This is a genomic window from Ligilactobacillus murinus DSM 20452 = NBRC 14221 (assembly GCF_001591685.1).
Classification (GTDB): Bacteria; Bacillota; Bacilli; order Lactobacillales; family Lactobacillaceae; genus Ligilactobacillus; species Ligilactobacillus murinus.
In genome coordinates this window covers 1-14,800 of sequence record NZ_BCVJ01000050.1, presented here as the reverse complement: position 1 = coordinate 14,800, position 14,800 = coordinate 1, and the positions used below count along the sequence as shown (strand labels likewise).

Sequence of the window (14,800 nt, the reverse complement as noted above, 5' to 3'; positions counted from 1 at the left end):
CCCGCTGCCAATATCAGTAATTGTTTCGTCAAGAATAACGCCTTTAGTATTAGCATGTTGTCTAATAAAAGCAATTTGATTTTTTAAATCATCTTTTTGCCCATATGTTGAGACTCTAGCATAAGCACCATTCTTACGATCATTACTAGTTGATCGACCGATATATTTTAAGTATTGTTCTTCTGTATAATATCTTCGATTAGTGGGGGTACGATAAGCTTTTAAAGTCCCATTATTATCCTAGCGTTGTAGGGTTAGAACAGTAACGCCCAATCTTTCAGCCATTTCTTTTGGTTTTAATATCGCCATAATATCTACCTCACATTTTATCTTTCTTGTAGATATTACATCACATTTGATTATATTTTAATTAACAGTTGTTTCCTCCTTGTTGAGATATGAACGAACCAACTCTTCGATTATCTCATCACGTTCATGTCTTCTGATCAGATTACGCGCATCGTTTAACCGCGGAATATAGGCTGGATCACCTGATAATAGATAGCCCACTATTTGGTTGATCGGGTTATAGCCCTTTTCTTCCAAAGCCGCATAAACAGTTTCTAGCGTCTCGCGTACATCCTTTTTATTGCCGTCATCAAAATTAAAATACATTGTTTTATCCAACGAACTCATCTCAAAACACCTCCGTGATCTTGTCTACCAGTTCTATTTTACTAAACAAATGCTTACGCTACAATGAATATCTCTCAATTTGTATATTACAAAAAGATTATGTTTGTAAACTAAACGTCATGCTAACGAATAAAAGACCTTAGAAATCACCTTCTAAGATCTTTTAACGCTAGATTATTTATCAGCCAACCAAGTCTTGGCTTTAGCTAAAGCTTCACCGATACCAGCTGGGTTCTTACCACCAGCTTGGGCTAAGTTAGGGCGACCACCACCGCCACCACCAACAAGTGGAGCGATGTCTTTGATCAAGTCGCCAGCTTTGATACCTGCTTTGATGCCGGCATCGGAAACACCCACGATCAAGTTGACCTTATCCTTAGCTGGTGCTGTCGCTAAGACTAACACTTCGGATAGATCTTTTTCTTTCCATTGGTCAGCTAATTGCCGCAATTGATCCATCCCAGAAACGTTGACTTTAGCCGCGATCAAAGTATGATCATTGACTTTAGCAACATCTTTAAAGATATCTTGTGCTTGTTGACTTGCAAACTTAGCTTCAAGTGCTTGTTTTTGTTGTTCTAATTCTTTGATCTGAGCTTGTAAAGCTTCGACCTTACGTGGCACTTCTTTTAATTGCACGACTTTCATTTCAGCGGCTGTTTCTTGCAATAAGTTATTGCGTTGTTCTAAGAATTCAAAAGCTTCCTTAGAAGTTACAGCTTCGATCCGCCGCACCCCAGCACCGACACCGGATTCAGAAACGATCTTGAAAAGACCAAGTTCGTTAGTATTATCAACGTGATTACCACCACAGAATTCCATGGAATAGTCGCCGGCTTTAACAACACGTACAGTATCGCCATATTTATCGCCAAACAATGCGATCGCACCCATCTTTTGAGCTGATTCAAGGTCAGTGACCACTGTTTCAACTGGTAAATTAGCCCAGATCTTAGCATTAACGATATCTTCAACTTGTTGCAATTGTTCAGCTGTGACTGCTCCAAGGTTCGTGAAGTCAAAGCGCAAGTAAGTTGGTTCCACCAATGAACCAGCTTGATGCGTATGTTCGCCTAAAACATCACGTAAAGCTTGGTCTAACAAGTGGGTCGCGGTGTGGTTCTTTTTGACCTTGTTATGGAATTCACGGTTTACTTCTAAGCGGTACGTCATACCCTTAGCCAATTTTTGACGTAATTTCAAGGTATGCATGTTTTGACCATTTGGTGCATGTTGCACATCCATCACTTCAGCGACCACATTACCGTCTTCATCTTTGACTAGACCTTTATCGGCTACTTGCCCCCCCATTTCGGCATAAAATGGTGTCTTATCAAAGATAACTTGCACTGTCGTATCAGCCTGTGCTTCATTTACTAAAGCATCATCTAAAATGATATCTTCGACGGTCCCTAAAGCATTTAACTCGCTATAACCGACATATTCACTTGTAGTCGTGATATCCGTCAATAAACCATTTTGAACGCCCATGGATTTAGCCCCAGAACGAGCGTTGCGCGCACGTTCACGTTGTTTTTCCATTTCAGTATCAAAACCAGCTTTATCCACACCTAGACCATTATCACTTGCATATTCAAGCGTTAATTCATATGGGAAACCATAAGTATCATAAAGTTTGAAGACACCTGCCCCCAAAAGTTCAGTTTGACCAGCCGCTTTGGTTTGGTCGATCAAGTCATCTAATAAGGCGACCCCATCTTTTAAGGTCTCATTGAAACGATCTTCTTCCATGCGGATGACTTTTTGAATGTAGTCAGCTTGTTCCAAGATCTCTGGGTAAGCCGCTTCCATGATCTGACCTACGATCGGTACTAATTTATACAAGAATGCTTGGTCGATCCCAAGTTTTTGACCATGCATAACAGCACGCCGGATCAAACGTCGGATAACATAGCCGCGTCCTTCGTTTGAAGGTAAAGCACCGTCCCCGATCGCAAAGGTCACAGCGCGCGCATGATCAGCGATGACCTTAAATGAGATGTCTTTTTCAGGGTCTTGCCCGTAATGATACTTGCCACTTAGCTTTTCAGTTTCCTTGATAAGTGGCATGAAAAGATCAGTCTCAAAGTTTGTCTTAGCGTTTTGGAAAACAGAAACGACACGTTCTAAGCCCATCCCCGTATCAATGTTTTTATGTGGCAATTCTTCGTAAGTTCCATCAGGCTTATGGTTGAATTGTGAGAACACGATATTCCAGATCTCAAGGTAACGTTCGTTTTCGCCCCCAGGATAGTTTTGCGGATCATCTTCAGCCACGTTGTTCATCGCTTGACCACGATCATAGAAGATCTCAGAGTCTGGACCAGAAGGACCTTCACCGATATCCCAGAAGTTATCTTCATCTTCGTAGATATGATCTTCTTTGACACCAGCTTCAAGCCAGATCTTCTTAGCGTCGGTATCTTTTGGATAAACCGTGATGTAAAGTTTTTCGGGATCTAAAGCGAACCAATCTTTACTCGTCAATAACTCCCATGCCCAATTGATCGCTTCTTTTTTGAAGTAATCACCGATCGAGAAGTTACCTAACATTTCAAATAATGTATGGTGGCGCGCAGTCCGACCAACATTTTCGATATCGTTAGTTCTGATGGATTTTTGGGAACTTGTCATGCGGTGGTTCTTAGGTACAACAGAACCATCAAAATATTTTTTCATCGTAGCGACCCCAGAGTTGATCCAAAGTAAAGTTGGGTCATCTTGAGGAACTAAAGGTGCACTTTTCATGATATCGTGACCTTTTTGTGCAAAGAAATCTAAATACATTTGCCGAATTTGGGCACTTGATAATTCTTTCATCTTTGATCCTTTCTGGGCTGAAGGCAAAAAAACACCGCTGCTAGCAAGGACGCCTTGGCGCGGTACCACCTTGCTTGCAACGATGTTAGTCGTAACCTCTCAGCTGCTCAAATACGTGAGCACGTTATTTTCATGTAATAATATTAGTTTCAGGGAGCACCAATCAGCTTTTGCAAGTCCTTTCACCCACCGGACCCTCGCTGAAGCAAAACAGCTAACTGACATATCCTGAGTCAATGCAAAGTATAGGCAAAAATCATCCTTTTGTCAAGCTTACGAACGTTGATTTTTACGTTCTTGTCGGCGTGCGATCTTGCGCTTTTGTTGTGCATCACGTTTTAACGCACGCTTGATCTTATTCTTATAACCCGGTTTGCGCTTCTTTTTAGCCTTTTTGACCATCCCGATCATCTTAGGATCAAGACTTTCTTGTCTAGTCCGACGTTTTTGGCGCCGATTGCGGTCATAAGAGTCCACGATCTCCCCATTTTTGAGCGCTTTAGGGACAAAAGTGACCCCCATCTTTTCTAATTCTTCGATCTGAGCTTCCTCGCTTGGAACATACAATGTGATCGCTATGCCCTTAAGGTTGTTACGCCCAGTCCGCCCGACACGATGGACGAAAAATTCAAGATCTTCTGGTAGATCATCATTGATCACATGGGAAACGCCTTCGATGTCGATCCCCCGGGCTGCTAGATCGGTCGCAACCACATATTGATATTCGAGATTTTGGATCTCACGCATCAAACGTTTGCGTTCCCGTGGTTGGATACCCCCATGGATCTTAGCCACTTTTAAGCCTTGATGACGCAAATAAGTCGTCAATTCGTCAGCTCGTTCTTTGGTGTTAGCAAAAACTAATGCCAAATATGGTTCGCCCAGCGTCAACAATTGATAGATCAATTGCTTTTTGTCGCGTCCCTTAGTCGAAAGTAACCAATTATCGATCGTAGGACTGATAACTGTTTTGTTTTCCACCACTTCAACAACTGGATCATTCATATATTTTCGTAAGAATGGTTTTAACTTTTGTGGGATCGTTGCTGAAAAGACCAGCATTTGAAGATCCTTTGGCAAAGCTGACGCGATCGCATCGGTCTCTTTTAAGAAACCTAAGTCTAATGTCATATCAGCTTCATCAACGACTAAATAATGCGCATTATGCACATCCAAAGCATTTGAACGCATCAGATCCAAGATCCGCCCTGGAGTCCCGATCACGATCTGTGGTTGATGGTGCTTTAATTTTTCGATCTGACGTAATTTATCAGTCCCACCGACATAGTTTTGGACTAAGATCTCAGTTTCAGAATGCTTAGCTAATTGCTTAGCAGCACCATAGATCTGATAAGCCAATTCTCGACTTGGGGTCGTAATAACAGCTTGCACTTCATGGATAGCTGGATCGATCGCATTAAAGATCGGAAGTAAGAAAGTATGGGTCTTACCACTCCCTGTTTGCGATTGTCCGACAACACTTTTGCCCTTTTTGATCACTGGGATCAAGCGTTGTTGCACTTCAGTCGGTGTTTTAAAATCGATTTCAGTCAACGCTTCATTTAAGAAGGGTTTTAAGTTAAAATCTTTAAATGTCTTATTCATAATATCCTCAATTTCTATTTTTCTGCAGTCGCTGCGATCTTATCTAACTTAGCAAGGTAAGTTGGGAGTTCATCTAAGCTTTTTAAGATCGCACCGCTAGCTAGGGGATGCCCGCCCCCTGCATATTCTTTGGCCAATTCATTGATCACAGGCCCCTTAGAACGGATCCGTAAACGATAGGTCTCGTCTTTTTGTTGCACGATCACGGTCCAACAAACGACAGAAGAGATCTTACCCACCAATGGCACGATCGAAGCTGTTCCAGCATCTTCTAATGTGAATCGTGCTAGCGTCTCATTATCTAAGACCACATAAGCCGCATTATGTTCAGTGTACTTGATGTTTTCTAAAACATAAGCTGATAGCCGTGCTACTTCTGGCGTTATTTCATCTAAGATCCGATTCACTTGACTAGCATCAAAATCATATTCCATCAATTTAGCTGCCGCCCGCATAGTAGCTGGTGTCGTTGCATTATACATGAAACGTCCCGTATCCCCAACGATCCCTGCATACAATAAACGCGCTGCTTTTGCATTTAGCTTTAATTTACCATCTAAATTTTCCACCAAACGCGTGATGATCTCCGAACAACTAGAAGCTGAACTATCGACCCAACAAATATCACCATAGGGATCATCATTTGGATGGTGGTCGATCTTGATCAAAAACTTACCTTTAGTATAACGGTCATCATCGACACGCGGTTGATTAGCCGTATCAGTGACGATCACTAAGGCATCTTGATAGCATTCATCGCTGATCTCTTGGGGCGTATCGAGCCAACTTAGGCCTTTGACATTTTTACCGACTTGATAGACTGTCTTGGTCGGAAATGTCTCACGAATAATTTCAGCCAACCCACATTGTGAGCCATAGGCATCTGGATCGGGCCGCTGGTGGCGATGGATAATGATCGTGTCATACTGTTTGATCTGTGCTAAGATTTCTTCTTCAACCTTCATTTTTCGTTTCCTTATCTTTTTTGTAGTTAAATACCTATAACAATGTAGTATACCACGTTATTTCACTCTTGTTCAAACAATGGTAGACTCAAGTTTTCAAATTCTAGTGGGGCTAACCCCGTCATCGTCAGACCTAACAGACGTAATTCTAATTCTGTTGGGGCTACTTCCTCAAATAACTGCATGGCATAATAGACGATGGTCGCTACGTCATTTAAAAAATACTCTTGCTTAGTCAAACGCTTCGTGACTGTTTCAAATGAAGCCGTCCGCAATTTCAAAACCAAGGTCTTACCGTGCTTTTGCTTTTTATTTAATTCCTTTACCAAGCGTGTGGCTAGTTGCATAAATTCATCGTTGACTTGTGACTCACTCACTAACGGACGAATAAACGTCTTCTCCGTTCCGATCGATTTGCGTTCCCGAACTTCGACAAGCCGTTCATCGATCCCTCGCACACGTTGGTATAAAACTGTACCGATCTTACCAAAATGTTCATTTAGGTACCGCTCTGACCTGGCATAAAGATCTTCACCCGTCTTTATCCCTAAAGCATGCATCTTAGGCGCGGTCTTTTTACCCACTCCACGAAATTTTTCGATCGGTAATGGAAATAAGAAGGCTTTGACTTCCTCTGGTCTGACCACAGTCGTTCCCACCGGTTTGCAAAAATCTGAGGCTAATTTAGCTAAAAATTTATTGTACGAAATACCGATCGAACACGTCAGCTGTGTTTCATCATAGATCCTTTGCTGTAAGCGATGCGCTGTTAAGACCGCTGAGCCAAGCCCTTGTTTATCAGCCGTAATATCTAAGTAAGCCTCATCAAAAGCGATTGGTTCAACTAGATCGGAAAACTCCGCAAAAATCGCCTGGATCTGCTGCGATACTTTACGATATTTTTCAAAATTAGGAGTTACAAAAACTGCTTTAGGGCAAAGTTTTATGGCTTGTTGGGCATTCATCGCTGAATGGATCCCGAAAGCACGGGCCTGATAATTAGCCGTTGCCACAACTCCATGTCCCCCTGTTTTGCGCGGATCACGGGCGATCACAACTGGCTTATCTTGTAACTTGGGATCATCGCGCATCTCGATCGAAGCATAAAAACAATCCATATCCACATGGATGATATCACGTTGTTTCATCAGTTTCCTCACATCATAAATAGGACCCTAGCTAAAACATCCCAGGGTCCCAAATATTTAATCATTCAACTTGTTTAGAAGATCCAATGGTGACCTGCTTTAGCCAATAATTCATCTGATGCTTGTGGTCCCATCGTCCCGCATGCATAATTTGGGAAATAATCGACTGGTAGGTCTTCTTGATCCCAAGCATTTCTGATCGCATCAACAAATTTCCAAGAATATTCCAATTCATCCCAATGCGTAAAATTCACCGAATTACCTTGCAATGCATTTAAGATCAAGCGTTCATAGGCTTCAGGAACTTTGGCCACTTGTTCTTTAGTCAAACGATAGCCGATATTAGTTTGACGTGTTGCAAATTCTTGGCCGATCTTTTTGGTATTCAAAGTAAAGTCGATCCCCGTATCAGGTTCAACATTGATCGTCAAAGTATTATCCGCCAAACCTTGGCCACCAAATAAAGACTCATCATCTTTTTTGAAGACGATATCGATCCGGGTAGCTTTCGTAGCTAATCTTTTGCCTGTACGGATATAGATCGGCACACCGGCCATATCACAGTTATCGACTTCAAGTTTTCCTGCTACAAAAGTCTCAGTCATCGAATCTGGGGCGATCATGCTTTCTTCACGATAAGCCACCATATCTTTACCCTCGCCATATTGACCCCGCACAAAATTTTGTGCGACTTCTTTAGGTGAATAGATCTTCAAAGCCTCAAAAGTTTCAACTTTTCGCTTCCGGACATCTTTAGCACAGTAAGAATCCGGGCGATCCATCACGAGTAACGCAACGATCTGCAAAATATGGTTTTGGACCATATCCCGCAAAGCACCGGCTGTATCATAATAGCCCCCACGTTCTTCGACTCCCAATGATTCACTGAGTGTCACTTGGATATTACTGATCATCTTATTATTCCAGATCGCACTTAAAATGCTGTTGCCAAAGCGAAGTGCCATAATATTTTGGAGCATTTCCTTACCTAGATAGTGGTCGATCCTAAAGGTCGCTTCTTCTGGAAAATATTTACTGATCTCATCGTTTAATTTTTTAGCACTAGCATAGTCATGACCAAATGGTTTTTCGATGATCACGCGATTATAACCTGTTGTTTTAGTTAAACCTTGTGATTTCAAATGTTTACAGATCGTTCCAAAGAAACTAGGTGACATCGCTAAATAATACAAGCGGTTGCCTTCTAAGCCATAATCTTGGTCTAGCTTATCAGCTAAAACACGTAAAGTCTCATAGTGATCAACATCATTGACATTATGTGATTGGTAGTAGAAATGGCTCGCAAATTCATCGATCTGAGTTTGGGAGTTGACCATCCCATCGATCGATGATCTAACCACATCACGGTAATAGCCATTTGACCAAGGACGTCTTGCTGTACCGATAACTGCAAAGTGTTTCTTCAAATAACCACGCTTATATAGATCAAACAAGGCAGGATACAATTTACGTTGCGCAAGATCGCCAGTCCCACCAAAAATAACAAACAATGCTTTTTGTTCTTTCTTAGCCAAGGTAAGCACCACTTTCATGATTGATTATAGTTATGTTTATTTTACTAATTTAGCTAACATTTAACAAGTAATTCAGTATAAAGAAATACGAAAAGGTAGTCGTTGCTTGCTTATCTTTTGCACAAAAAAACGCCCCGAATCACTCGCGAGCGTATTACTGTGTTTTCATTAGATCAGGTGGACTCCTTTGTCTACATAAATGACATCGCCAACTACACCAGTCGCCAAGTCACTCATCAAAAAGGCACAGGTCCCACCGACTTCTCTGATCGTCACTGCCTCTTGATCGACTGTCCGTTGCTTGGAGATCTCTAAAAGATCAGAGTGCCCCTTGATCCCTGTCACAGCTAACGTTTTGATCGCGCCAGCTGAGATCGCATTGACACGGATCCCAAATTTACCTAGATCACGTGCTAAATAACGCACGCTGGATTCTAAGGCTGCTTTGGCGATCCCCATTGTATTATAGTTTGGGATCGCCCGCGTCGAACCCATATAGGTCAAAGTTACCAAACTGGCGAGATCATTTAAAAGCGCTAACTCCATCGCCGCCTTGCTAACAGCGATCAAAGAATAAGCAGACACATCAAGTGCAGTTTGAAAACCTGCACGAGTCGCATTTGTGATCTCACCTTCAAGTTCTGCTTTAGGTGCATAAGCGATCGCATGAACGATCCCATCGAGCTTACCATATCGTGCTTGATCTCATTAAAAGCTTGGGCGATGCTATTGTCATCTGCAACGTCACACTCAAATAAGGAAGCTTCATCACCCACCAACTTGAGTAGACCTTTTTTTAAGCGCTCATTTTGATAAGTGTAGATCAAATTAGCGCCTTGCTCTTGCATTATTTGGGCACAACCCCAAGCAATCGAGCGTCGATTAGCGACACCCATTACCAAAATCGTTTTATTTGCTAATAAATCTCCCATGATCATAATTTCCTTACTTTAAAATTTCCGAAAACGTTCATACCGCTCAGCTAACAATGCGGTTGGATCTTTTTTGGTCAAAAGTTCCAGATCGCGTTTTAATACAGTCCTGATCGCTTCTATCGTCGACAAATGGTCATTTTCATCTTCTGCGATCACCCCTTCGATCGCACCATGCTCTAAAAGTGCATTAGGGGTCAGCTGCATCACTTTTGCTGCCTCGTCGGCTCGCTGACTATCCTTCCACAAAATAGACGCAAACCCTTCAGGTGATAAAACAGAGTACATGCTATCTTCTAACATATAAACTCGATCACCACAGGCCATGGCAAGCGCGCCTCCACTACCACCCTCACCAAAGATAAACGTGATCATCGGTACTTTTAAGCGTCCAAGTTCCAACAAACAGCGCGCGATCGCTTCACCTTGTCCCTGCTCTTCGGCACTACGACCAGGATAAGCGCCGGCTGTATTGACAAATGTCACTAATGGTCGCCCAAATTTTTCGGCTTGTTTAGCTAACCGCAATAATTTTCGATAGCCCGCTGGTTCAGGTGAACCAAAATGCTTAGCTACCCGTTGTTTAGGGGTTTTACCCTTATCAGTAGCTACCACCGTGAGCGGTCGGCCACAAAAGCGGGCTAAGCCACCTACGATCGCAGGATCATCGGCCCCTTGACGATCACCATGTAATTCAAAAAAATCATCAAATAAATGCTCAATAAGTTCCGGTGTGGTGATCTTAGCTTGAGATCTAGCTGCAGCTACTACCTGAGCTGGCGTCTTGCTATTTGCCATTAGCTTCACCTTCCTTTTGATGGAATCTCAATAACTGTGCCAAAGTTTGTTTTTGATCTTGTCGCTTGACGATCGCATCGATAAAACCGTTTTTTAACACTGTTTCAGCACTTTGCAGATTAGCTGGGATCCTTTGATGCATCGTCTGTTCGATCACCCGCTTACCAGCAAAACCTACTAAAGCATGGGGCTCGGCCAAGATCAGATCGCCTTGCATCCCAAAACTAGCTGTGACCCCACCAGTTGTCGGATCGGTCAAGACTGCGATGTACAATAAACCAGCCTCTGAGTGCTTAGCGACTGCATTTGAGACTTTAGCCATCTGCATCAAGGCATGGATCCCCTCTTGCATCCGCGCCCCCCCTGACGCCGTAAAGACGACGACAGGTAGCTTTTCTTTAGTGGCCCGCTCAAATAAACGCGTCAATTTCTCGCCAGTGACCTTGCCTAAAGAGCCCATGATAAAATATGGATCCATGATCCCTAAGGCAAATTTTTGGTCTGCGATTTGGGCCAGCCCCGTCAAAACGGAATCATTTAGTTCTGTGCTCTTTTGTGCTTTAGCCAATTTTTCAGCATACTCAGGAAAAGCCAACGGATCGTCAGTCACTAAGTCTTCGTCCCAAGGAACAAACTCATCGACCAACCACGATAGCCGCTTTTTAGCCTTTATTCTAAAGCCATAAAAACATTTTGGGCATTCTTGCAATGGTCCTAGATCTTGATGAAAGATCTCATAACCACATTTAGGGCAAGCGACCCATAAGCCAGCCGGAACTTTTTTTTCAGCAGCTTTATTAGCCTTTACTTGTTTATTTTGGACTGTATTGGCCTCATCAAACAGTTTCATCGGCATTCCCTCGTTTCCACTCTGGTAATAAAACACGTTCCAAGTAATCAGTGTTAAACGTTGCATCCAAGAAACCTTGGTCTTCTAAAATAGTTAGATAGAAATTCTGGTTAGTCTTGATGCCAGAGATCACCATCTCACTTAATAAACGTTTTAGCTTTTCGATCGCTTCATGGCGATTTTCCCCCAAGACGATGACTTTAGCGATCATCGAATCATAATACGGTGAGATCTTAGCCCCGGCATACAGATCAGAATCGATCCGCATTCCTAAGTTGCCCACAGGAAAATACAAATAGTCGACCTTGCCAACAGAAGGGGTAAAATTCTTGGCAGGATCTTCAGCATTGATCCGACATTCGATCGCCGTGCCCAGTAATTTGATATCAGCTTGCTCAAAGGGTAGATCTTGGCCAAAAGCGACTTTGACTTGGGCCTTAACTAGATCAACACCGGTCACCATTTCTGTGACAGTATGTTCCACTTGGATCCGAGTATTCATTTCCATGAAATAAAATTTATGCTCTTGATCCATCAAAAATTCGATCGTCCCCGTATTACGATAATCGATCGCTTCAGCTGCTTTGATCGCTAATTCACCTAAGTATTTACGTTGGGCGTCAGTGATCAAAGCACAAGGACTTTCTTCGATCATCTTTTGTTTATTTCTTTGCAATGAACAATCTCGTTCAGGAAAATAGACCGTATTTCCGGCATCATCTCGAAAAATCTGGACTTCGATATGTTTAACATTTTCCATGATCTTTTCCAAATACATCCGGGCATCTCCAAAGGCCATCTGTGCTTCACGTTTAGCTTCATTAAAAGAATTAGCGAGTTCTTCTTCTGTATCAACACGCCGAATTCCTTTACCACCACCACCTGCCGCTGCCTTCAGTAAGATCGGATAACCGACCTCTTTAGCGACCTGCTTAGCCTCAGCAACATCTTCTAAAAATCCTGTGCTACCCGGGATCACCGGAATATCATGTTTTTGCATTTGGATCCTTGCATTAGCCTTATTTCCCATCAATTCGATCGTCTCGGAGCGTGGGCCGATAAAAACTAACCCACAAGCCTCACACAATTCTACAAAGCGACTGTTTTCTGATAAGAAGCCAAATCCGGGATGGATCGCTTCAGCACCTGTCAAAACAGCAGCTGCCAAGATATTTTTCATATTCAAATATGAGTCTTTTGGTTTAGCCGATCCAACACAGACCGCTTGATCTGCCAGTTGGACATGCAAACTTTCACGATCTTCAGTCGAGTAGATCGCAACTGATTTGATACCAAGCTCTTTTAAAGAGCGAATAATGCGGACCGCGATCTCACCACGGTTAGCCACCAATACTTTAGAAAACATGTAACTACCTCTTTTATCCGATCATAAAAGTCAATTCAGCTAGGCAAACTACTTGACCAGCCACTTTGGCGGTCGCTTTACCACTGCCGATACTGCTCTTGATCTTTTCAAGTTTTACCTCAAGTTCTAACACATCCCCTGGGTACACAGGACACATAAATTCTGCTGCTTTGATCCCGCCAAAATAAGCCGTCTTACCAACAAATTCTGGTAACGTCAGCAACGCACAGGCCCCTGTCTGCGCTAAAGATTCAATGATCAAAGTTTCTGGTAAAACAGCCAATTCCTGTCCCGCAAACAAAGCTTCATGCTCTGTCACACAGCGAAGCGCCCGCGCTGACTTTCCTGGTTCTAATTCTTCGATCCGATCGATCAACAACAACGGGTAACGATGGGGCAAGATCTTTTTGATCTCTGCACTACTTAACTTCATCATCTAACCTCGCACTACTTTAAACAGCGGTTGATCAAATTCAACCAGATCTTCATTTTCGACCAAGACTTCTGTCACAATGCCTTCTTGATCACTTTTGATCTCAGTCATCATCTTCATCGCCTCAATGATGCAGACCACATCACCTTTATGCACATGTGAACCCACTGTTACATAAGGTTCTTGATCTAGTTTAGGTTGTAGATAAACACTACCGACCATCGGCGATTTGATGAACTTTCCTTCAACCTTAATATCTTTTGTTGCCGATGGCAGATCTTCTTCAACCGCTGTGATCGCTGGTTGTTCGGCTTTTTCACGTACTGGTAAAAATGGGGTCTCATTTTTACTCAAATGGATATGAAAGCCATCAGTCGTGATCTCTAACTCACGTATTTCTGACTTTTTAAAATCATCCATTAATCTTTCAATATCATTAAAGTCCAAGTCGCTCAACTCCATTTTCTAAAAGCTAAAACTGCATTATGGCCCCCAAAACCTAATGAATTGCTCAAGGCGTATTCAAGTTTTTCAGGGTGGGCTTTAGCCTGTGTTACTACATTAACTTTACACTCTTTATCTTGTTCTGTCATACCTATATTAACAGGTAATCGCCCTTTTTGTAAGCTAGCAACTACCGCAATGGCTTCGATCGCCCCAGCAGCACCTAATAAATGCCCAGTCATCGCCTTGGTACTTCCGACTAAAACTCGACTATCTTCACCAAAAACTAAATTGATCGCTTTGGCTTCAGCTGCATCATTTGCTTTAGTTGCCGTCCCATGAGCATTGATATAATCAACTTGGGCTGGCTTGAGCTTGGCTTCATCAAGTGCTAATTGCATTGCCATTGCCGCCCCTTCACCTGTCGGATCAGGCGCTGTCATATGGAAGGCATCACAATTGCTACCATAACCAACGATCTCACCTAAGATCTTAGCCCCCCGTGCCTTAGCATGAGCTAAACTTTCCAAAACTAAAGCACCACTGCCCTCACCCATAACAAAGCCAGAGCGGTCTTTATCAAATGGGATAGAGGCTTTTTTAGGGTCAGTTTGCGTCGATAAAGCGGTCAGAGCAAAAAAAACAGCGATCCCGATCTCATTGACTGAAGCTTCTGCCCCACCAGCGACCATTACCTTGGCCCGGCCTTCTTTGATCTGACGGTAAGCTTCCCCGATCGCATTGGTCCCTGAAGCACACGCTGTTACGACCGAAGTACAAATATTTTTCGCCCCGATCCGCAAAGCGATATTACCAGCTGCCATATTGACGATCGCGGTCGGAACAAACATCGGTGAGACTCTTTTAGGACCTTTTTCATGCATCTTGATCACTTGTTCTTGGATCGTCGTCAAGCCCCCGATCCCTGAACTAAAAATAACGCCAAGATCTTTAGCAGCGGTATTTTCAGAGGTGATTTGAGCTTGCTTCACGGCTTGAAGGGCACTATCGACGGCATATTGTGAAAAAAGATGCATGCGCTTAGCTGCCTTTTTGCCGACCCGCAAAGTCGCATCAAAATCTTTGACTTCACCCGCATTGGTGACTCCAGTTTCAGTGGCGTCAAATTTAGTGATCGGTGCGATCCCCAATTTGCCCTGAAATAAATTGTCACTATATTCATTCACATCATTACCGATCGGGGTGACTGCCCCCATTCCTGTAATTACTACTCTTGTCATCTAAAACACCTCTCGTTTTGTTCTGTT

Annotated in this window: 12 protein-coding genes and 2 pseudogenes; all 14 read right to left on the bottom strand. The window is 42.9% G+C overall.

Annotation, left to right across the window (positions count from 1 at the left end):
• A pseudogene (locus LMU01S_RS10335) lies at positions 1–309 on the bottom strand (recombinase family protein); the annotation flags it as partial.
• Positions 310–366: 57 nt separating this feature from the next.
• Entirely contained in the window at positions 367–636 is a 270-nt protein-coding gene (locus LMU01S_RS08495) for an IreB family regulatory phosphoprotein (RefSeq protein WP_004049284.1), read from the bottom strand.
• A 174-nt stretch (positions 637–810) separates the two neighbouring features.
• Positions 811–3,456 carry an alanine--tRNA ligase gene (gene alaS, locus LMU01S_RS08490; protein ID WP_056960014.1) on the bottom strand — a complete coding sequence of 882 codons (2,646 nt, stop codon included), beginning with the start codon at positions 3,454–3,456 and terminating at the stop codon, positions 811–813.
• Positions 3,457–3,729: 273 nt separating this feature from the next.
• Positions 3,730–5,061, bottom strand: coding sequence for a DEAD/DEAH box helicase (locus LMU01S_RS08485; protein WP_004049287.1), 1,332 nt, complete (start codon positions 5,059–5,061; stop codon positions 3,730–3,732).
• Between the two features lie 14 nt (positions 5,062–5,075).
• Positions 5,076–6,026, bottom strand: a complete 951-nt coding sequence (locus LMU01S_RS08480; protein ID WP_056960016.1) for a DHH family phosphoesterase — start codon at positions 6,024–6,026, stop codon at positions 5,076–5,078.
• A 62-nt stretch (positions 6,027–6,088) separates the two neighbouring features.
• Complete coding sequence (dinB, locus tag LMU01S_RS08475) at positions 6,089–7,174, bottom strand: DNA polymerase IV (protein WP_056960018.1); 1,086 nt, start codon at positions 7,172–7,174, stop codon at positions 6,089–6,091.
• 74 nt (positions 7,175–7,248) lie between these two features.
• A complete protein-coding gene (gene zwf, locus LMU01S_RS08470; protein WP_056960021.1) occupies positions 7,249–8,727 on the bottom strand; it encodes a glucose-6-phosphate dehydrogenase in 1,479 nt (492 codons plus the stop codon).
• Between the two features lie 150 nt (positions 8,728–8,877).
• A pseudogene (gene fabI / locus LMU01S_RS08465) lies at positions 8,878–9,641 on the bottom strand (enoyl-ACP reductase FabI).
• 18 nt (positions 9,642–9,659) lie between these two features.
• Positions 9,660–10,439: an acetyl-CoA carboxylase carboxyltransferase subunit alpha gene (gene accA / locus LMU01S_RS08460; protein WP_056960023.1), complete on the bottom strand. Its 780-nt coding sequence runs from the start codon at positions 10,437–10,439 to the stop codon at positions 9,660–9,662.
• On the bottom strand, positions 10,429–11,289 hold the full coding sequence (gene accD, locus LMU01S_RS08455) for an acetyl-CoA carboxylase, carboxyltransferase subunit beta (RefSeq protein WP_056960025.1): 861 nt from the start codon (positions 11,287–11,289) through the stop codon (positions 10,429–10,431). The genes accA and accD overlap by 11 nt, the downstream gene beginning before the upstream one ends.
• The gene (accC, locus tag LMU01S_RS08450; protein WP_056960027.1) at positions 11,276–12,655 is read right to left on the bottom strand and encodes an acetyl-CoA carboxylase biotin carboxylase subunit; all 1,380 of its coding nucleotides are present in this window, start codon (positions 12,653–12,655) and stop codon (positions 11,276–11,278) included. The genes accD and accC overlap by 14 nt, the downstream gene beginning before the upstream one ends.
• Positions 12,656–12,668: 13 nt before the next feature.
• Positions 12,669–13,091, bottom strand: coding sequence for a 3-hydroxyacyl-ACP dehydratase FabZ (fabZ, locus tag LMU01S_RS08445; protein WP_056960028.1), 423 nt, complete (start codon positions 13,089–13,091; stop codon positions 12,669–12,671).
• Entirely contained in the window at positions 13,092–13,535 is a 444-nt protein-coding gene (accB, locus tag LMU01S_RS08440; protein ID WP_082613102.1) for an acetyl-CoA carboxylase biotin carboxyl carrier protein, read from the bottom strand.
• 5 nt (positions 13,536–13,540) lie between these two features.
• Positions 13,541–14,773, bottom strand: a complete 1,233-nt coding sequence (gene fabF, locus LMU01S_RS08435; RefSeq protein WP_056960032.1) for a beta-ketoacyl-ACP synthase II — start codon at positions 14,771–14,773, stop codon at positions 13,541–13,543.
• Between the last annotated feature and the right edge of the window lie 27 nt (positions 14,774–14,800).

Excerpts from the sequence above, each read along its gene's own strand:
- fabF (WP_056960032.1), bottom strand. The coding sequence starts at position 14,773 with ATGACAAGAGTAGTAATTACAGGAATGGGGGCAGTCACCCCGATCGGT.
- LMU01S_RS08485 (WP_004049287.1), bottom strand. The coding sequence starts at position 5,061 with ATGAATAAGACATTTAAAGATTTTAACTTAAAACCCTTCTTAAATGAA.
- alaS (WP_056960014.1), bottom strand. The coding sequence starts at position 3,456 with ATGAAAGAATTATCAAGTGCCCAAATTCGGCAAATGTATTTAGATTTC.
- zwf (WP_056960021.1), bottom strand. The coding sequence starts at position 8,727 with ATGAAAGTGGTGCTTACCTTGGCTAAGAAAGAACAAAAAGCATTGTTT.
- dinB (WP_056960018.1), bottom strand. The coding sequence starts at position 7,174 with ATGAAACAACGTGATATCATCCATGTGGATATGGATTGTTTTTATGCT.
- accD (WP_056960025.1), bottom strand. The coding sequence starts at position 11,289 with ATGAAACTGTTTGATGAGGCCAATACAGTCCAAAATAAACAAGTAAAG.
- fabZ (WP_056960028.1), bottom strand. The coding sequence starts at position 13,091 with ATGATGAAGTTAAGTAGTGCAGAGATCAAAAAGATCTTGCCCCATCGT.
- LMU01S_RS08495 (WP_004049284.1), bottom strand. The coding sequence starts at position 636 with ATGAGTTCGTTGGATAAAACAATGTATTTTAATTTTGATGACGGCAAT.
- LMU01S_RS08480 (WP_056960016.1), bottom strand. The coding sequence starts at position 6,026 with ATGAAGGTTGAAGAAGAAATCTTAGCACAGATCAAACAGTATGACACG.
- accA (WP_056960023.1), bottom strand. The coding sequence starts at position 10,439 with ATGGCAAATAGCAAGACGCCAGCTCAGGTAGTAGCTGCAGCTAGATCT.
- accC (WP_056960027.1), bottom strand. The coding sequence starts at position 12,655 with ATGTTTTCTAAAGTATTGGTGGCTAACCGTGGTGAGATCGCGGTCCGC.